This is a genomic window from Streptomyces sp. NPDC101393, assembly GCF_044767385.1.
In the GTDB taxonomy this organism is placed as follows: domain Bacteria; phylum Actinomycetota; class Actinomycetes; order Streptomycetales; family Streptomycetaceae; genus Streptomyces.
Map to the genome: position 1 here is coordinate 57433 of NZ_JBIWNU010000012.1, position 18319 is coordinate 75751.

Consider the following 18319-nt stretch of genomic DNA (forward strand, 5'->3'; position numbering starts at 1 on the left):
CGGTGGCCTTCCGTTCCAGTCCGCGGGGGGTACCGGACGATTCATCGCCATGCTACGCGAGTGTTTCCGGCGGACTTCAGGGCCGTACGGAGGGTGAGACGGGGCGGGGCACGGGCGGCCGGCCCGGCGCTGGACGGACCCTGGGCGGGTGCCGGTGGGGCGCCGGGCCGGTGCTGGTGGGGACGCTTGGCCGGTGCTGGTGGGGCGCTGGGCGGGTGCCGGTGGGGCGCCGGGCGGACCGGACGCGAGTTATCCACAGGGGTCGCGGAGCCGCAGGACGCTGCGCCATGATCGATGCAGCGAGGCCGGCAAAGAAGGCGCCGGTCACGAGGGCGCCAGGAGCCGGGGCGCCGCCTTCAAGGAAGCCAGGGCTCAAGGGATCAAGGACACGAACGACGTACGAAGGACGGGTGGGGGCCGTGGACGAGGACGAGCAGAGGACCGCAGCGGAGGCGGGCGGCGCGGGCGGGGGAAGCGCGGACGGGGCCGGTGCGGACGGGGTCGGCGCGGATGCGCAGGGCGCCGCGGGGCGGGAGCGGGCGCGGCTCCTCGCGGCGTGGCGCGGATCGGAGCGGGTGCTGGCGGGCAGCCCGTCGGGCGAGACGCTCCGCGAGCGGCTGGACCGCCTGGTGGCGGACGCCCCGGCCGCCCACGACCTGGGCGACTGGACGGATGTCTACGGCAACGATGACGGCGTGGTCGGTGAGCTGGAGCGCCGGACCGCTGACGCTCTGGGCACCGAGGCCGCCGCGTTCTTCCCGACGGGCACGATGGCTCAGCAGGTGGCCCTGCGCTGCTGGGCGGGGCGCACGGGCAATGCGACGGTCGCCGGTCATCCGTTGTCCCATCTTGAGGTGCATGAGCGCGACGCGTATGCGGTGGTCAGCGGGTTGCGGATGGTGCACGCGACGAGCGAGCCGCGGCTGCCGACCGCCGCGGAGATATCCGACCTCCAGGAGCCGTTCGGCACACTCGCGCTCGAACTCCCGCTGCGGGAGGCGGGGTTCGTCCTTCCGGAGTGGGACGCACTGACGGCCGTCGTGGAGGCGGCGCGGGCGCGTGACGCGGCGGTGCATTTCGACGGCGCTCGGCTGTGGGAGTCGGAGACGCACTTCGGCCGCACCCTTCCGGAGATAGCCGCCCTCGCGGACAGCGTCTACGTCTCCTTCTACAAGTCGCTGGGCGGCATATCGGGTGCCGCGCTGGCGGGCACGGCGGACTTCGTCGAGGAGGCGCGGGCCTGGCGGCACCGTTACGGCGGTCAGCTGTTCCAGCAGTGGCCGGCTGCGCTGGCCGCACTCGCCGGGCTGGACCGCGAACTGCCGCGGCTGCCGGGGTACGTGGCGCATGCGAAGGTCGTCGCGCAGGCGCTGCGGGAGGGCTTGGCCGAGGCCGGTGTGCCGTGGTTCCGGGTGCACCCCGAGGTGCCGCACACCCACCAGTTCCAGGTATGGCTGCCGTATCCGGCCGAGGTGCTGAACGACGCGGGGGTACGGCAGGCGGAGGAGACCCGGACGACGCTGTTCCGCAAGTGGTTCGCGGAGGGACCGCCCGGTTTGGCGATGACGGAGGTAATGGTCAGCTCCTCCGCAACGACCTGGACGGGCGCAGACGTGCGCGCGGCCCTCAAGGACTTCCTGGACCGCGTGGGCCCGTTGGGCGGGTGAGGTGCGGTGGGTGAGGGGCGGTGGGTGACGTGAGGTGCGGTGGGTGAGGGGCAGGGCCGTCTTTTCGGGGGCTGACGTCGATGGGTGAGGCCCGGTGGGTGACGCTCAGCGGGCGATGTTTCCGAGGGCCGTCGCTCAGGGGGTGCGCCAACGGGGGCGAGGGGTCGCCGGACGCTGCCCAGTGGGCGACGCGCAGCGGGCGAGGCTCGGTGGGTGAGGGGCAGGGCCGTCTTTTCGGGGGCGGACGTCGATGGGCGAGGCCCGGTGGGTGACGCTCAGCGGGCGATGTTCCCGAGGGCCGTCACTCAGGGGGTGCGCCAACGGGGGCGAGGGGTCGCCGGACGCTGCCCAGTGGGCGAGGCTCGGTGGGTGACGTTCGGGGGCGACGCTCAGCGGAGGAGCTTCCGTGAGCGACACCGGGCGGGCGCGGCCCGGTGGGTGACGTACGGCTGACGACGCTCGGTGGCCGAGGCCCCGTGGGGGACGCTCAGCGGATGACCTTCCGTGGGTGACCGTCGGCGGGCGCGGCCCGGTCGGGGACGCTCGGCTGACGACGTTCGGGGTGGGTGGGGGTGGGTGGGGGGAGGGGGAGGCGGGGGCCCAAGCCCAGCGCCGCCCCCACCGCCCGCAGCCCTCGCCCGACGCGGCCCGGAAGGCGGTCGGCGGGGTCGGTGATCACGGCTTGGAAGCGGCGCCACCGGTGGATTTCGCGTGCGGCCTGGGCGGTGCCGGTGCTGGGGAGGACGGGTGCGGCCTCGCCTCGCTGGGCGGCGCGGTAGGCGTCGAGCATGTGCTGCTGGGTGGCGTTCATGTCCTTCACTCTGGGGCGGCCGCGCTGCCCGTGGCCCGTCGATTGACGAGAGCCGTCAATCGGCCGCCGTGCGGGTGGCGGCCTCGCGCATGATGGGGGCATGTCCAACGTCATCGACCTCACGGGGCTGCCGCCCGAGCGCATCGTGTTCGCGCCCTCTCCCTTGGCGGAGCTGGGCGCCGCGCTGCACGCGCTGTCCGAGCCGGGTCATCATCCGGGCCTGCACGGCTGGGTCACCGCGACCACCGCCGCCCTGAAGACCGACCTCGCCGACCGGCTGTGCGAGGCGGATTTCCTGTGGCGCTCGGCCCGCTCCGACCTCCTGCTGCCGCCCCGTCCCGGGGCGACGCTGGCCGAGGATCTGGACCATATGGACACGATCGACGATGAGCGGTTCGTGGCGGCCGCGTTCGAGATCACCTGCTCGGCGAGCTACTCGCGTCCCACGCCGTCGCCGCTCGTGGATGCCGAGGAGCGGGCGCGGGTTCGGGAGATGGCTGCCGCGCGGGGGCCGCGGCAGGCGGCGTTCACGGACCGGATGCTCACCGATCCGGATGGCCTGCGGGTGTGGGTGCGCCGCCTCTTCGAGGACTGCGAGGACGCGTTCTTCGGGGACATCTGGCGGCGGGTGGGTATCCAGCTGGCCGCCGATGCCCGGCACAAGACGGAGCTGCTGCGGCGCAAGGGCCTGGCGGAGACGCTGCCGGCGACGTCGGCCGCGCTCTCCCTGGAGGAGGCGCAGGACGGCAGCGGCGGCCTCCGGATCCTGGTGGACAAGTTGGCGAGTGGCCGTACGACGGCGTTCGCCGATGCCGCCGATCCGGGGATCACGTTCCTGCCGACGTCGTTCGGCTGGCCGCATCTGCTGTTCAGCCACGCGCCGGGCTGGCGTCCGGTGCTCCAGTACCCGGTCGCCAGCCCGGAGTTGCCGGCGCCGGCCGCGCTGGAACTCGTACAGCAGCGGCTGGAGGCGTTGGGGCATCCGATGCGGATGCAGTTGTGCCGGACGTTGTCGCGGGGGCCGCATACGACGGGGGAGTTGGCGACGGCGTTCGGTATCACGGCGCCGGAGGTGTCGCGGCATGTCGCGACGTTGAAGAAGGCCGGTTTGATCCAGACCCGGCGCCGTGGCCGCTATGTGCTGCACCAGCTGGACCTCCAGGTGGTGGCCCGGCTGGGCAGTGATTTCCTTGAGGGTGTGCTGCGGTAGCCGGCGGCCGGGGCCCCGGGGGCGGGATCCGGGCCGTGGTGGGCGGCGGTCCGAGCGCCCGGTCCGCGGGGTCCGTGTGGCGGTTCAGTTGTCCTCAAGGAATTTCTCGGCGAGCGCGTCGCCGCGGCTGACCGCGTCGTCGTGGCTCTCGATCGGTGTGGCCTTGGAGTTCTTGAACAGGATGTAGGTGACGCCGGATTCGGCGCCGCCGGATTCGGGGTTGGGGTCCATGCCCAGGCCCTCGGCGGTCGCGTAGGACGCCTCGCCGATGATCTGGTCGGGGCCGGTGTCACCGACCACGGCGTACTCGACCTTGTTGTCGTGGATGACGGCGGCGACACCGCCGCCCTTGATGCCCGCCGAGGAGTAGTCCCAGAGGTCGCCGGCGCTGGGGACGACGACGTAGGGCAGTTTCGCGGCGTTCAGGGGCCTGCCGTCGGACTGGTGGAAGGCGGTGTCGTCCTGGAACCAGGGGTCGGTGTCGGCGTTGCACTGCGAGGTGACCTGGCCGTCGCAGTCGACGTCCAGGTCGGCTTTCCAGAAGACGGCGCCCCTCTTGCCGCAGACCGGGACGGTGGCCGAAGTCTCCTCGTCCGTGCGGTACTTGCCGTGCGAGACCGGCGAGCAGTCCTTGAGCTCGGCGAGCAGGTCGGCGGCGTCGACCGTGCCTTCCTGGATGCCGGTGTGCTGCGCGGCGGCCGGGTGCGCGGCGGGCCGGGCGGTGGCCGGGAGGGCGGCCGCGGCGAGCAGGGCGGCGCCGGAAACGACGGCGAGGGCCAGCGTTCGGGTGCGCACAGGGGAAACCTCTCTATTGGGAAAGTTTCCTTACGGATTCCGATGGGCGCCCAATCTGCTCCCGGCACGGTTCCTCGTCAACCCTCTGTCGCACGGCACGCCCACGGGCCACCCGCACGGCCAACGCCAGGTCCTTTCCGGCCCGGATCGGCCCGGAAAGGACCGGAAGGGATCAGCCCGGAACAGCCCGGAACAGCCCGGAACGGCGCGGGCCAGTCCACGGGCGGGCTAAGCCCCCGCTCCCCCCGCCCGCACCAGTCCCGTCTCGTAGGCGAGCACCACGGCCTGCACCCGGTCCCGCAGGCCCAACTTGGTGAGAATCCGGCCCACATGTGTTTTGACCGTGGCCTCCGACAGCACCAGATGGGCCGCGATCTCGCCGTTCGACATGCCCTGCGCGACCAGCAGCAGGACCTCCCTCTCCCGCTCCGTCAGCCGGCTCAGCTCGGGACGGACCGGCTCGGCGGAGGTGGCCGGCAGCATCGGCGAGAAGCGGTCCAGGAGCCGGCGGGTGGTGGACGGGGCGACGACCGCGTCGCCGCTCTCCACCGCCCGGATCGCGGCGAGGAGTTCGCTGGGCGGTACGTCCTTGAGCATGAAGCCGCTGGCCCCGGCCTTCAGCGCGGAGAAGGCGTATTCGTCGAGGTCGAAGGTGGTCAGGATGAGGACCTTCGGCACCCCGTCCTGCTGCCCGCCCCCGCAGATCCGCCGGGTGGTCTCCACCCCGTCGAGGTGCGGCATCCGGACGTCCATGAGGATCACGTCGACCTGGGTGCTGCGCAGCGCTTCCAGCGCCTGGACGCCGTCGCCGGCCTCCGCCACGACCTCCATGTCGGGCTGCGCGGCGAGCACCATCCGGAAGCCGGTGCGCAGCAGCGCCTGGTCGTCGACGAGCATCACGCGGATGGTCATGGCAGGGGGTTTCCCTTCGGGAGTGGGGCTCCAGCGTACGGAGGGTCGCCGGAGGAGAGAGGGAGAGAGCTGGAGAGGCTGGAGAGGGGGTCGTCCCTCACCGCGTCGGTTTGAGCGGGAGTACGGCGCTGATGCGGAAGCCGCCGCCCTCCCGCGCTCCCGCTTCGAGGCTGCCGCCGACCATGCCGACCCGTTCGCGCATGCCGATCAGGCCGTGTCCGAGGCCGTCCGCCCCGCCCTCTTCGTAGAGCTCGTGCTGTGCGCCCCGGCCGTCGTCCTCGACCAGGAGGTCGAGGTCGTCGTCCGTGTAGGCGAGGCGGACGGTGGCGCCGGCGTGCGGGCCGCCGTGCTTGCGGGTGTTGGTGAGGGCTTCCTGCACGATGCGGTACGCGGTGAGTTCGATGCTGCTGGGCAGGGGGCGCGGGTCGCCCTCCACCCGGAAGTCGACGGGGAGGCCGGCGCCGCGTACCTGGTCGATGAGGTCGGTGAGCTGTTCGACGCCCGGCTGGGGGACGTACTCCCCGCCTTCGGGTTGTTCGCCGGTGCGCAGCACGCCGAGCAGTCGGCGCATTTCGGCCAGTGCCTGGCGTCCGGTGCCGGAGATCGTCTCCAGGGCCTGGCGGGCCTGTTCGGGTGCGGCGTCGAGGACGTATGCGGCGCCGTCGGCCTGGACGACCATCACCGAGACGTTGTGGGCGACGACGTCGTGCAGTTCGCGGGCGATCCGGGCGCGTTCGGCAGCGACCGCGATCTGTGACTGTGTCTCGCGTTCCTTCTCCAGCCGGGCGGCCTTCTCCTCGAGCTGTGCCCAGTAGGCGCGGCGGGTGCGTATGGAGTCGCCGAGTACCCAGGCGAGGACGAAGGGGACGGTGAGCAGGACGGCGAGGAACGCCGCTTCTCCTCCCGAGCTGCCGTCGTAGGAGGGGCGGAAGCGCCAGAGGGAGAGGGAGGGGGCGGTGAGTCCGCCGATGAGGGCGAGGCGGGAGGGCCAGCGGGCGGTGGAGGGGCCGGAGGCGACGGTGTAGATGATGACGAGCATCGCGAAGTCGCCGGGGTTGGTCTCGATGCGGAAGACCAGCTGGCCGATGCCGATGACGGTCGCCAGCAGGAGCATCGTCTGGGGGGCCTTGCGTCGCAGCGCGATGACGAGACACAGGCCGACGGTGAAGAGCGCGCCCGAGAGCAGCTGCGTTCCTCCGAGATCGTCCGCGACCCACAGGCAGCAGAATCCGAGGAGGAGGACGGCCCAGAAGGAGTCCACTCCCGTCGGATGCCTGCGGAAGAAGTCATAGAGGCGCTGCACGTAACCCAGCGTAGGCAGCGCGAATAGGTGTACGGGTCAACCGAAGGGGCGATCCTGAGTGGGTGCGACTACTCCCCAAGGTGGAGATCGCCCGCACATCGTGAAGATCGCCTGCACCGGAGGGGGCGCCGGGGCGGGTCGAGGCGGCGGCGTTGGCCGTGGGGCGGGCGCGCTCCGGCCCGCCCGTACGGTGGGCGGGTGACGACTGAGACGGCTGATACGGCGGGGTCCGCTGAGTGGTGTGGCTGGCGGGACGCGACGGAGCGGGCGCTGTACGGCCCGGACGGGTTCTACACCCGGCCGGGTGGCCCGGGTCCCGCCGGTCACTTCCGTACCTCCGTGCACGCGTCGCCCCTCTTTGCCGGTGCCGTCGCCGCGCTCCTGTGCCGCGTCGACACCGCTCTGGGCCGGCCGGCGGAGCTGGCACTGGTCGATGTGGGCGCGGGCCGGGGTGAGTTGCTGACCGGGGTGCTGGGCGCGCTGCCCGCTGCGGTCGCCGCCCGGGTGCGTCCGTGCGCCGTTGAGCGCGCCGCGCGCCCCGAGGGCCTGGATCCGCGGATCGGCTGGCGCGACACGCTGCCCGCCGCCGGGTCCCTGTCGGGCCTGTTGTTCGCGAACGAGTGGCTCGACAACGTGCCGGTGGATGTGGTCGAGACGGACGCGGAGGGGGTGCCGCGCCGGGTCCTCGTCCGCGCTGACGGCAGGGAACGGCTGGGCGATCCTGTCGACGGCGCGGACGCGGAGTGGCTCGCCCGTTGGTGGGCCCCGCCGCTGGGCTTTGGTGTCCCGTCCGGCGCACCCGTCTCCCCCGGGTTGCGCGCCGAGATCGGCCGGCCACGGGACGCCGCCTGGGCACGGGCCGTCCGTACCCTGCGCTCGGGGCTGGCCGTCGCGGCCGATTACGCGCACCGCCGCGCGGACCGGCCGCTGTTCGGCACCCTGACGGGGTTCCGCGGCGGCGGTGAGGTGCGGCCGGTGCCGGACGGCAGCTGCGACATCACGGCGCATGTGGCGCTGGACGCGTGCGCCGGGCCGTCCGCCGGATTGCTGACCCAGCGCGCGGCGCTGCACGCCCTCGGGGTGGACGGCCGGCGCCCGCCGCTGGCCCTGGCCTCCTCGGACCCGGCCGGCTACGTACGGGCGCTGAGCGCGGCGGGCGCGGCGGCGGAGCTGACCGACGCGTCGGGGCTCGGCGGTTTCGGCTGGCTCGTGGAGCCGGTGGGCGGGGCGTGCGCGGGGCTGCTGAGCGGCCGCACGGTGTGCGGACCGGCCGCGGCCCCGGGCCGGTAACGGCGTCCCACCCCGCCGGGTGCGGGCCGTGAACTGCGAGACTGTCCCCATGACGGAGACGACGGTCGGCATCGGCGGCGCGGCGGAGAGCACCGACATGGTGCTGAACATCGGCCCGCAGCACCCCTCCACGCACGGCGTGCTGCGGCTGCGCCTCGTCCTGGACGGCGAACGCATCCAGCACGCCGAGCCGGTGATCGGCTATATGCACCGCGGCGCCGAGAAGCTCTTCGAGGCGCGCGACTACCGCCAGATCATCATGCTCGCCAACCGTCACGACTGGCTGTCGGCGTTCTCCAACGAGCTGGGCGTGGTGATGGGCGTCGAGCGGATGCTGGGGATGGAGGTCCCCGAGCGCGCCGTGTGGACCCGGACGCTGCTGGCCGAGCTGAACCGCGTCCTGAACCACCTGATGTTCCTCGGCTCGTACCCCCTCGAACTGGGCGGTATCACCCCCGTCTTCCACGCCTTCCGTGAGCGTGAGGAACTCCAGAACGTCATGGAGGAGATCTCCGGCGGCCGGATGCACTACATGTTCAACCGGGTCGGCGGCCTGAAGGAGGATCTGCCGGCGGGCTGGCTGGGCCGTGCGCGGCACGCCGTCGCCGAGGTCCGCTCCCGTATGGACGTCTTCGACAACCTGGTGCTGGGCAACGAGATCTTCCGTGGCCGTACCCGCGGCGTCGGGGTGCTCTCGCGGGAGGCGGTGCATGCGTACGGCGTCTCCGGGCCGATCGCCCGCGCGTCCGGTGTGGACTTCGACCTGCGGCGCGACGAGCCGTATCTCGCGTACGGGGATCTGCGGTCGACGCTCCGGGTCGTCACCCGTGAGGAGGGCGACTGCCTGGCGCGTTTCGAGTGCCTGCTGGACCAGAGCCACAACGCCCTCGATCTCGCCGATGCCTGCCTGGACCGTATCGAGGAGCTGCCGCCCGGTCCCATCAACCAGCGCCTCCCCAAGGTGCTGAAGGCGCCGGAGGGCTCGACGTACGCCTGGACCGAGAATCCGCTCGGCATCAACGGCTACTACCTCGTCTCCAAGGGCGAGAAGACCCCGTATCGCCTGAAGCTGCGCTCGGCGTCGTTCAACAACATCCAGGCGCTGACGGAGCTGCTGCCGGGCACCCTGGTCGCCGACATGGTGGCGATTCTCGGCTCGCTGTTCTTCGTGGTGGGCGACATCGACAAGTAGTGCGTCACTCGGTCACTCGGTGACTGGTCACTCGGTCACCCGGTGAATCGGTGGCTCGCCCTCGGTGAACCGGCGAATCGGTGGCTCGCCCCTCGGTGACTGGGTAACGCGCTCGCCTGGTGTCAGCCGGCCTCCGTGGGGCTCCGGTGGTGGAGGGTCTCCAGGTGGTGGCGCAGGACGCCACGGAGCGCGTCCGGAGTGACGTGGTCCGGTTCCAGCAGGGCCTGCTGGGTGAGGCCGCCGAGCAGGGCCGACAGCCGTAGCGTCTCCAGTTCGAGGTCCAGTTCGGCGGGCAGGCTGCCCGATTCCTGGCCGCCGCGCAGCACCCGCGTCAGCAGGGTGCGCATCCCGGCCTCCAATGCGACCGCGTGCGGCCGTAGTTCGGGGCGGGTGCGGGCGGCGGTCGTGAACGCCTGCCAGAGGAGGCCTTCCTCCCGGCGCGTGTCGTCCAACGGCAGGAATTCGGCGAGCAGTTCCTCCGACCCGGCACGCCGCTCGGCTGCCGCCGCGGGGTCGAGCAGCAGCTCGGCGTGACGGCGTACGCGACGGTCGATACGGGCGCTCAGTTCCGCCATCGCGAAGATCATCACCTCGTCGTGGTCCGTGAAGTAGTGGCGGACGGAACCGATGGCGAGGCCCGCCTCCTCGGCCACGTTGCGCAGCGACGCACCCGCCACCCCCTCCCGCCGCACGACGCGCAGGACGGCCTCGGCGACGGCGCGACGGCGGGCCAGGGGGTCGACGATCTTCGGCATATTGCGATTGTGGCACACTCGCGCTAAATTATTTTTTGGCACGGTTGAGCCAAAAAACCTTCCGACCCGGACGGCCAACCCGGCCGACCATCCGGCGGCCGTCAGCGCACAGGGGGATTTCATGAACGGCTGGCTGCTCGCAACGCTCCTCACCGGCGTCGCCGTCATCGTGGTCATCAAGAGACTGCGGGGCGAACCGGTCAACGCCCGCGACCTGTTCGCACCACCGGTGATCCTCACGGCCCTCGGCCTCACCTCGCTGGCCAAAACCGACCACCTGACGGGCCCCGACCTGGCCTGGGCAGGCGTGGGCGCCACCCTCGGCTGCGCGCTCGGCGTCCTGCGCGGCACCACCATCCAGCTGTCCGAACGGGGCGGCGCCCTGTGGCAGCGCTACACCGGCCGCACCTTCGCCATCGCCGCTGCCTCCCTGCTGACCATGGCCACTTTCGGCCTGCTGGCGGAAGAAATGGGCATGCACGCCCATGCCCGGCCGCTCCAGCTCAGCATCGGCATCAGCTTCCTGGGCGAAGCCCTGGCCGTCGGCCGCCGCGGGATGGCGACCGGCATCCCGTTCGCACCGGAGCGCAGCCGACCGTGGCAGAGGCAGAGGCGGATGGGGTGAGGCGGGCGGGGCGAGGCGGGCGGGGTGAGGCGGGCGATGCGGCGCAGGAGGCAGGGGGCAGGGGGCAGGTAGGGGGCCAGGCGCGGGGCGTCCAGGCAGCGGGATCCAGGGCAGGCGGAGACGTCCACTCCATCCACACCCTGTGGATAACTTTTCGCCGATGAGGCGGTGCCGCTACGGGCCCCACTCCGTGCCAGCGGCGCGGAATGCGTAGTCGAGCATTCTCACGGCATCCCGATAACGGCCGGAATTGTCGTCGAGGAGGGCGCCGACGACAGTTCTGCCACCCCGTTCGGCCGCGAATACCAGGCACGCGCCCGCCTTGGTCCCGGTGCCGGTCTTGATGCCCAGCGCGCCTTGGTAGGAGCCCAGCAATTTGTTGGTGTTGTACCAGGTGTAAGTGCGGTGGACGTTTGCCGCCCGCTGCCGCGTACGGGCCGACCTCACGACCGCGGCGAAGGTACGGTTTTCCAGCGCGTGCCGGGCGAGCTGCACCAGATCGCGGGGCGTCGTGTAGTTCCTGCCGTGCGCGGAAATGCCGTCGAACGAGTCGTACTTGGTATCGCGCAGCCCCAGCGCCTTTGCCCGCGCATTCATGTGCGCGATGAACGACCGGACCCGCCGCCCCTCCGTCCTGCCGCTGCCGAAGGTGTCGGCGAGTGCGTACGCGGCATCGCAGCCGGACGGCAGCATCAGCGCGTACAGCAGCTGCCGAACCGTCAGTTGGTCCCCGGGGCGCAGGTCGGCGGTGCTGGCGCCGTTGCGGTGCACGTAGTCGCGGTAGGACTTCTTGACGGTGACGCGCCGGTGGAGTTCGGCGCCGTGCATGTCGAGGACCACGACTGCCGTCATGGCCTTGGTGGTGCTGGCCATCTGCCGCCTGGTGTGAGCGGCCTTCGCCCACAGCGGCCGGTTCGCCCCGCCGTCGAGGAGGTAGGCGCCCTTCGCCCCGATGCCCGGCAGGGGGGCGGCGGATACGGCCGAGGGCGGGGCGTCGGCGGCTCCGGCTGCGGCCGTCGGGAGGGCGGCGGCGATCACCGCCGTGGAAAGGGCCAACACCGTTCCCCGGCGCCGCCGCACCGCACCGCCCCCGAAATGCGTCATCGATGCTCCGTTCCTGCGCGAATGAAGGACGGGCCGCCGGATCGGCGGGCACCGAATTCCGCCCGTGGAAGCGAACGCATCGTGCCACCATTCACCGGCCCCATATCGGAATCAGGGCGGCGCTCGCGTGTCGCTCGGGGCGTGGCGTAGGGAGCCTGCGGGCCGAGTACCTGCGGCCCGGGAGCCGCGGACCGGGAGCTGCGGACCGGAAAAGCCGGCACGCCTGTATACCTGCACGCCTGCATGCCTGTATGCCTGCATGCCTGGAAGCCTGGAAGCCTGGAAGTCTGGGGAATTCTCTTTGGGTGGCTGTGCGGGGCGGATTCCGAACGGCGGCGGATCAGTTCTTCGGCCGGGAACCCTGGACGACGGCATGGTCCTGCCAGGCGTAGAAGGTGCCGTCCACCGTGGCACCGGACCAGGTCCCGCATCGCGTATCAGCCTTCGACGCCAGCTTCTCGGGGAGCCAGTCGGCCGTCAGCTTCGGCTTGCCCTGCCCCGTGCCCGTGACGCACCCGCCGGGCAGCTTGCCGGCGTGGAACGTGGCCGCGAGCAACCGGTCGTCCCTGGTCGTGGAGAGCACGTACTTGATGTCCTGGGCATCGTCCGGCAGCCAGCGCGGCATGGAGGCACGGTCCTGCTTCGCCTCGGCGCCGGTGGAGTACTCCGACCGTTCCTCGTGGTCGTCGAAGGGGTTCGTCGAACCCGCACCGGAACAGCCACTGAGGGTGACACCCGCGGCGATCACCACGGCGGCGAGGGCGAGCGACCGGACCAGGGACCGAACGGGGAAGGCGGCGGGCGGGGACGCGGCGGGCGTGGACACCATGGGCGTGGACGCGGCGGGGCACTGGGGCTCGGGCACGGGGAACCTTTCGGAGCGGATGCGTGCCTCAATCCTTGCTGCGCATCCGCGACGAACCTTGCACCCGGGGGAGGGTCTTGCCCGTATGCCTTTGGCCCCCCCCGGTGGGCGGTGAAGGACCGACCGGGACGAGGGGGACGGGGACGAGGAGGGAGGGAGGGAGGGAGGGAGGGAGGGGCCGGGTGGGGACGAGCAGGGGGGGAGGTGCAGGGGGAGAGGGAAGGAGCGGGGAGCCGCCGTACGCCGGGCAGCGCGCGCTGCGCGCCCCCTGCGCCGGCGTTCCCTCGCCCCGTCCCGTCCCGCCGTGCCCCGCCCTGCCGTTGCCTACGAGATGGCGGTGCGCAGTTCCGCGAGGTCGAGCTGCTCGGTCTCGTCGTGCGCGGTCAGGTCGATGACCTCACCGACGCCGTCGCTCTCGGGCCGCCCCGCGCTGCCGTCCGCGCCGCCGTGTTCCACGTCCTGCTCGGTGTTCTCGGCCGCGCTCTCGTCCGTGGCGCCCTCGGCCAGCTGCTTGGCGGCCGCCCCGGCAAGAGCCTCCGTACGGGCGCGGGCCCGGGCGCGCGCGGAGTGCTCGGCGAGTGCCTCGTCGCCGACGACGTCCGCCAGGTCGTCCTCCAGCGGCGCGGTCAGCCCGCGGGGCTGCTCGGCGGCCGTGGTGCCGAAGAAGTCGAACCCGCCCAGCGCGCGGGACGCGACGGGGCGGTAGGCGGCAGACGGTGCGACGGCTGCGGCGGCCGGGACCCGGCGGAGCGCGGGTGCGACGGCCTTGGCCGTACGGGCGTGGCGTGCCCCGCCCTCACTCTGTCCGGCGGCCGCCGCGGCATTCCCCCGGCCCTCACCGTCCTGGCTTCCCTGGCTGTCCTGGCCGCTACCGGCGTCGCCCTGCGGCCGCGTTCCGGCCTTCCGGGCGTCCGCCTGCTGCCGGGCGGCGTTGCGGGCCAGCTGTCTCAGGGCCCGGTCGGCCTGTGCGTACGCGGCGCTGCGTGGCACCGACGGCCCGTCCGCAGCAACCGGACCGTCCGCGTCGGCCGGACCGTCGGCGTCGGCCGGACCGTCGGCGTCGGCGGGGCTGCCGGGGCCGGCGTCCGGCCGGCTGCTGCGGCCTGCACCGGTCGGCTCGCGCCGTGCCGGGACGAGGCCACCGGCCGCCGGGAGCGCCTTGGCGGGGGCGGCGGCCTCGATCGCGAGGAGACGGCGGCCCTCCAGGGCGCTGGCCCGTTCGGTCTCGGCGGTGGCGTAGCGGCGGAGCAGCTCGGCGTGTTCGCTGCGCAGCCGGGCCAGTTCGGCGCGCTTGGCACGCAGCTTGGTGTCCAGCGCGGTACGGATGTCGCGGGATTCCTCGACATCCGTTTCGAGCTCGGCGATGCGTTCCTCGGTCCGCCACTCGTCGCGCACCCGGGCGCGCGAGAGTTCGGCGACGCGTTTACCGGCCGCACGGTCCCAGGTCCGCAGCAGGACCGCGCCGGTTATCGCGGCGGCCGCGGCGCCGGCGGCGAGCACCCGCTGCACCAGGTCGTCGCCGACGAACCACGCGCCCGCGGCGCACGCGATCGACGCACCGGCGACCGTCGAGGGAGGAAGCAGCCGGTGGAGGGGTGGTGAATGGCGGTGGCGTCCTCGTGGCATGGCCAGAAACTTACCGTGCGTGCGGGGCCTTTGGGGCCCCGCCCGCCAATCCGTTTCGCGGTGGTTACTTCTTCAGCAGTCCCTTGGACACCACATATGCCTGCGCGACATCCGTGGGCTTGAGACGCTCGGCATCCACCTTGCGGTTCAAGTTGATCAAGTCACCGGTCGTCAGCACGCGGGTGAGCTTGCCGAGGGCCGTCTCGATCTTCTTGTCACCTGCGCTCTTGGCATTCACCACCGGCAGCACATTGTCGGCGTTCTGGAGCTTCTTGTCGTCCTTCAGAAGCACCAGGCCGAAGTTGTCGAGGGTGGCGTCCGTGGTGGTGGTGAGCACCAGTTGGTCGCTGCCGTCCTTCACCGCCTGCTTGGACTGCGGGGTCCCGACGCCCTTGGGATCGAGGGCCGTGATGTCGATGCCGTAGGTCTTCTCCAGGCCGGGCTTGCAGAACACCCGGGTCTCGCACTCCTCACCCGACGCGAGCTTGATCTTCTGCCCGGACGCGCCGAGGTCGGAGAGCGTCTTCAGCTTGTGCTCGGCGGCGAATTCCTTGGTCACCGCGAAGGCGTTCTGGTCCGTGGCCGCACCGGCCGGCAGCACCTTGAGACCGCGGGGCGCGGCGAGCTTCTTGAGCGCCGTCACGGTCTTGTCGATGTCACTCGACGCGACGGGCTTCGCCTTGGAGCCGTTGGCCTTCGCGTTGAGGAATTCGGCGAGCGTGGAGGCGTATTCCGGAACGATGTCTATCTGGCCCTTCTCCAGGGCCGGTTCGTACAGTTCGCGATTGGACAGCGTCTGTACGCGCGTCTCATAGCCGGCATCGTCGAGGATCTTGGAATAGATCTCGGCGAGCAGCTTCGACTCGGTGAAACCGGCCGAGCCGATGACGATCTCGCCCTTCGCTCCCCCCTTCCCCTTGCTTCCGCCCTTGTCCTCCAGGCTCTCTCCGCTGCAAGCGGCCAGTCCGGCCGCCAGTGCGATCACGGTCCCCGCGACAAGCGCGGTGCGCGCAGCGCGCGACGTGCTGCTCATGGAATTCACCATTCAGTTCGTTCGGATCACGTCGGGTGGATCGGGCGTGAGGCGCGTGCGATCCAGTGGGTCGATGGCTCGGTACGGCGGCAGCTTGGCAAACCCCGGGCGCCGCGTCAGGTGAGTTTCCTTAACGCGACCACATCGTCATCCTGGCCCGCCCGGCCCGCAGCATCTGACCAGTCCGCGCCGCCGGTCCCGCCCGCAGCGGCTGATGACCCCGCCCCGCCGGTCCCGCCCGGCCCCTCCGCCCCGTCCGGTATCTCCCCGCCGCCCGAAGCCGCGTCCCGCGCCGCTCCGTTCGCCGTACGCGGGGCGCGCCGACGGCCCCGCATCGGGTCGAAAAGCCGGTCCGCGAGGACGAGGGCGCCCTCGACGACCAAGGCGAGCACGGCGACCAGCAGGGCGCCCGCGACCACCTGCGCGGTGTCGTAGTTGCCGAAGCCCGCGGTGATGATGCGGCCCAGGCCGCCGCCGCCGGCCAGCGCGGCCAGCGTCGCCGTCGCCACGACCTGCACCGTGGCCGACCGCAGGCCCGTCATGATCAGCGGATAGGCGAGGGGTATCTCGACCCGCAGCAGGAGTTGGGGCCCCGACATACCCATCCCGCGGGCCGCCTCGACCACATCACGGTCCGCCTCCCGCATCCCCAGGTAGGCGTTGGTCAGCAGTGGCGGTATCGCGAACAGCACCAGCGCGATGACCGTCGGCCAGTCCCCCTGGGTGCCCAGCGGGCTGAGCGTCAGCAGCACCAGCACCGCGAAGGTCGGCACCGCGCGGCCCACGTTGGAGAGGTTGACGGCCAACGCCCCGCCCTTGCCGATGTGCCCCAGCCAGAGCGCCACCGGCAGGGCTATCAGGCAGGAGATGACCAGGCACAGTCCGCTGAGGTAGACATGCTCGCCCAGCCGGTGCCACACCCCCTTCTCCCCCGCCCAGTTGGCGGCCGTCGTCAGCCATTGCCAGGCACCCGAGATCGCGTCCATCGCTAGGCCACCGCCTTCGCCATACGGGCCGCGCGCCGCACCCGCGTCCGGCCGCTGCGCGACCGCGCCCGCGTCCAGGGCGTCAGCAGCCGCTGAAGGCCCACCAGCAGCAGATCGGCCAGCAGCGCCAGCAGCACGCACAGCACCGACGCCGTCAGGACCTCCGCCTTGAAGAAGCCCTCCATGCCGGCGGCTATGAGATTGCCGAGGCCGCCGTAGCCGACCACGGAACCGATGGTGGTCATCGCGACCGTGGAGACCGTGGCGATGCGCACGCCGGCCACCAGTGCGGGGAGGGCCAGCGGGAGTTCCACCTCGAACAGCAGCCGCGCGGAGCCGTATCCCATCCCCCGGGCGGCTTCCCGCACCTCGGCGGGCACCGCCGCCAGCCCGGCGAGGATGTTGCGCACCAGGATCGTCAGCGAATACATCACCAGGCCGGTGACGACGACCGCCGCGGACACCCCGAACACCGGTGTCAGCAGCGCGAACATGGCCAGGGACGGCACGGTGTAGAGAACCGTCGTCAGCCCCAGGACCGGACCGGCGACAGCCGGCCGGCGCCGGGCCACCAGCGCCAGCGGAAAGGCGATCAGCAGGCCGATCAGCACGGATACGGCGGTGATGCCGACGTGCTGGACGGTCGCGTCCAGCAACTCGTGGCCACGGGTGCGGACATACTCGCCGCAGATCCAGTCATTCGTCTGCAGACAGTTCTGACCCTGCGTGATCGAACCGGATGCGCTCAGGTTCAGACCCGTGCTCGAAACCGGTGCACCACTCACCGCCGGTCACCTCCCCCGCCCCTGTCGCTCACATTTTCGGTGACTGTCTGCGACCCTATCCCCCACCACTGACAATCGGCCCGTCCCGCAATCCATCCGCCACACCACGTTCATGACCGCCCGTCCACAATGGGGAACCATGATCCGCTTCGAGCACGTCACCAAGAGCTACGCCGACGGCACCACCGCGGTCGACGACCTCTCCTTCGAGGTCGCCAAGGGCGAGCTCGTCACGCTCGTCGGGCCATCGGGCTGCGGCAAGACCACGACGATGAAGATGGTGAACCGGCTCATCGAGCCGACCAGCGGCAGCATCCACCTCGACGGCCAGGACATATCCACCGTCGACCCCGTCGAACTGCGGCGCGGTATCGGCTACGTCATCCAGCAGGTCGGGCTCTTCCCCCACCGGACGGTGCTGGACAACACCGCCACCGTCCCGCACCTCCTGGGCCGGCCGCGCAAACAGGCCCGCGCCCGCGCCGCCGAACTCCTCGACCTGGTGGGCCTGGACCCGTCGGTCCACGGCGACCGCTACCCCGACCAGCTCTCCGGGGGCCAGCGCCAACGCGTCGGTGTCGCCCGCGCGCTGGCCGCCGACCCGCCCGTGCTGCTGATGGACGAACCCTTCGGCGCGGTCGACCCCGTCGTCCGCGCCCACCTCCAGGACGAATTCCTGCGGCTGCAGTCCACGCTCCACAAGACGGTCCTCTTCGTCACCCATGACATCGAGGAGGCGGTCCGGCTCGGCGACCGCATCGCCGTCTACGGGGCCGGCCGCCTGGAGCAGTTCGACACCCCGGCGACGGTCCTCGGCGCCCCCGCGACCGCGTACACCGCCGCGTTCGTCGGCGCGGACCGCGGCCTCAAGCGGCTCTCGGTCACCCCCGTCGAGACCGGCGACCTCGAAGTGCCCCCCGTCGTCCGCCTCGACGACCCCACGCAGCAGGCAGCCGCCCGGCTGGCCGCCGACGACGCCCCCTGGGCCGTGGTCCTGGACGCGGACGGTTCGGTGCACGGCTGGGTGCCGGCGGCGGCACTCGGCGAAGGCACGTCCCGTGCGGACGGCGGCAACACGGCGGCGGACGGGGGCGCCACCGTCCGCGCACACGCCCGCCCGATGACCGCCTCGCTACCGCTCGGCGCGCCACTCAAGCAGGCGTTCAGCGCCATGCTGCAACACGACGCGGGCTGGGTCGCGGTCCTGGACGGCGCGCGTTTCCTCGGCGTCCTGACGCCCGCGAAGCTGCACGAGGCGCTGCGCCGCTCCACCACGGCGGACGCCGCCGACATCCCGCGCGGCACGGTGTCCCTCGACACGGTCCCCGACGCCTGAGCCCTACGGCCCGCCCGTCCCCGG

At 72.0% G+C, this 18319-nt stretch carries 17 protein-coding genes; 6 read left to right on the plus strand and 11 right to left on the minus strand.

Annotated features, from left to right (window positions below; genetic code table 11):
* The first annotated feature begins 419 nt into the window (after positions 1-419).
* A complete protein-coding gene (locus ACIRQ7_RS32380) occupies positions 420-1667 on the plus strand; it encodes a threonine aldolase family protein (protein WP_404266168.1) in 1248 nt (415 codons plus the stop codon).
* A gap of 487 nt (positions 1668-2154) precedes the next feature.
* Here ACIRQ7_RS32380 and ACIRQ7_RS32385 read toward each other — a convergent pair whose 3' ends face one another.
* Positions 2155-2478, minus strand: coding sequence for a hypothetical protein (locus ACIRQ7_RS32385; protein WP_404266169.1), 324 nt, complete (start codon positions 2476-2478; stop codon positions 2155-2157).
* A 100-nt stretch (positions 2479-2578) separates the two neighbouring features.
* Between ACIRQ7_RS32385 and ACIRQ7_RS32390 the strand changes: the two genes are divergently transcribed.
* A complete protein-coding gene (locus tag ACIRQ7_RS32390; RefSeq protein WP_404266170.1) occupies positions 2579-3688 on the plus strand; it encodes a DUF5937 family protein in 1110 nt (369 codons plus the stop codon).
* An 84-nt stretch (positions 3689-3772) separates the two neighbouring features.
* Here the strand turns inward: ACIRQ7_RS32390 and ACIRQ7_RS32395 are convergent, their stop codons facing one another.
* The 3 genes from ACIRQ7_RS32395 to ACIRQ7_RS32405 form a co-directional block, all read right to left on the minus strand.
* Complete coding sequence (locus ACIRQ7_RS32395; RefSeq protein ID WP_404266171.1) at positions 3773-4483, minus strand: glycoside hydrolase family 75 protein; 711 nt, start codon at positions 4481-4483, stop codon at positions 3773-3775.
* A 228-nt stretch (positions 4484-4711) separates the two neighbouring features.
* Positions 4712-5395 (minus strand): response regulator, encoded by a 684-nt coding sequence (locus ACIRQ7_RS32400; protein ID WP_404266172.1) that lies wholly within the window; start codon positions 5393-5395, stop codon positions 4712-4714.
* Positions 5396-5492: 97 nt separating this feature from the next.
* Positions 5493-6698, minus strand: a complete 1206-nt coding sequence (locus tag ACIRQ7_RS32405) for a sensor histidine kinase (RefSeq protein ID WP_404266173.1) — start codon at positions 6696-6698, stop codon at positions 5493-5495.
* Positions 6699-6896: 198 nt separating this feature from the next.
* Here ACIRQ7_RS32405 and ACIRQ7_RS32410 point away from each other — a divergent pair, with 198 nt between their 5' ends.
* Positions 6897-7988: an SAM-dependent methyltransferase gene (locus ACIRQ7_RS32410; protein ID WP_404266174.1), complete on the plus strand. Its 1092-nt coding sequence runs from the start codon at positions 6897-6899 to the stop codon at positions 7986-7988.
* A gap of 49 nt (positions 7989-8037) precedes the next feature.
* Positions 8038-9180: an NADH-quinone oxidoreductase subunit D gene (locus tag ACIRQ7_RS32415; protein ID WP_404266175.1), complete on the plus strand. Its 1143-nt coding sequence runs from the start codon at positions 8038-8040 to the stop codon at positions 9178-9180.
* A 122-nt stretch (positions 9181-9302) separates the two neighbouring features.
* On the opposite strand, the gene ACIRQ7_RS32420 is transcribed toward ACIRQ7_RS32415, so the two are convergent.
* Positions 9303-9935 (minus strand): TetR/AcrR family transcriptional regulator, encoded by a 633-nt coding sequence (locus ACIRQ7_RS32420; RefSeq protein WP_404266176.1) that lies wholly within the window; start codon positions 9933-9935, stop codon positions 9303-9305.
* Between the two features lie 121 nt (positions 9936-10056).
* Between ACIRQ7_RS32420 and ACIRQ7_RS32425 the strand changes: the two genes are divergently transcribed.
* Entirely contained in the window at positions 10057-10560 is a 504-nt protein-coding gene (locus ACIRQ7_RS32425) for a DUF1453 domain-containing protein (RefSeq protein WP_404266177.1), read from the plus strand.
* Between the two features lie 174 nt (positions 10561-10734).
* Here the strand turns inward: ACIRQ7_RS32425 and ACIRQ7_RS32430 are convergent, their stop codons facing one another.
* The 6 genes from ACIRQ7_RS32430 to ACIRQ7_RS32455 all read right to left on the minus strand — a co-directional run bounded on the left by ACIRQ7_RS32430 (position 10735) and on the right by ACIRQ7_RS32455 (position 16905).
* A complete protein-coding gene (locus tag ACIRQ7_RS32430; RefSeq protein ID WP_404266178.1) occupies positions 10735-11664 on the minus strand; it encodes a D-alanyl-D-alanine carboxypeptidase family protein in 930 nt (309 codons plus the stop codon).
* A gap of 340 nt (positions 11665-12004) precedes the next feature.
* Positions 12005-12529 (minus strand): hypothetical protein, encoded by a 525-nt coding sequence (locus ACIRQ7_RS32435; RefSeq protein WP_404266179.1) that lies wholly within the window; start codon positions 12527-12529, stop codon positions 12005-12007.
* A gap of 324 nt (positions 12530-12853) precedes the next feature.
* Complete coding sequence (locus ACIRQ7_RS32440) at positions 12854-14155, minus strand: hypothetical protein (RefSeq protein ID WP_404266180.1); 1302 nt, start codon at positions 14153-14155, stop codon at positions 12854-12856.
* 64 nt (positions 14156-14219) lie between these two features.
* The gene (locus tag ACIRQ7_RS32445) at positions 14220-15188 is read right to left on the minus strand and encodes an ABC transporter substrate-binding protein (RefSeq protein WP_404266181.1); all 969 of its coding nucleotides are present in this window, start codon (positions 15186-15188) and stop codon (positions 14220-14222) included.
* A gap of 116 nt (positions 15189-15304) precedes the next feature.
* Positions 15305-16174: an ABC transporter permease gene (locus ACIRQ7_RS32450; protein ID WP_404266182.1), complete on the minus strand. Its 870-nt coding sequence runs from the start codon at positions 16172-16174 to the stop codon at positions 15305-15307.
* Between the two features lie 2 nt (positions 16175-16176).
* Positions 16177-16905, minus strand: coding sequence for an ABC transporter permease (locus ACIRQ7_RS32455; protein WP_404266263.1), 729 nt, complete (start codon positions 16903-16905; stop codon positions 16177-16179).
* Positions 16906-17098: 193 nt separating this feature from the next.
* Between ACIRQ7_RS32455 and ACIRQ7_RS32460 the strand changes: the two genes are divergently transcribed.
* Entirely contained in the window at positions 17099-18295 is a 1197-nt protein-coding gene (locus ACIRQ7_RS32460) for an ABC transporter ATP-binding protein (protein WP_404266183.1), read from the plus strand.
* The last annotated feature ends 24 nt before the right edge of the window (positions 18296-18319 follow it).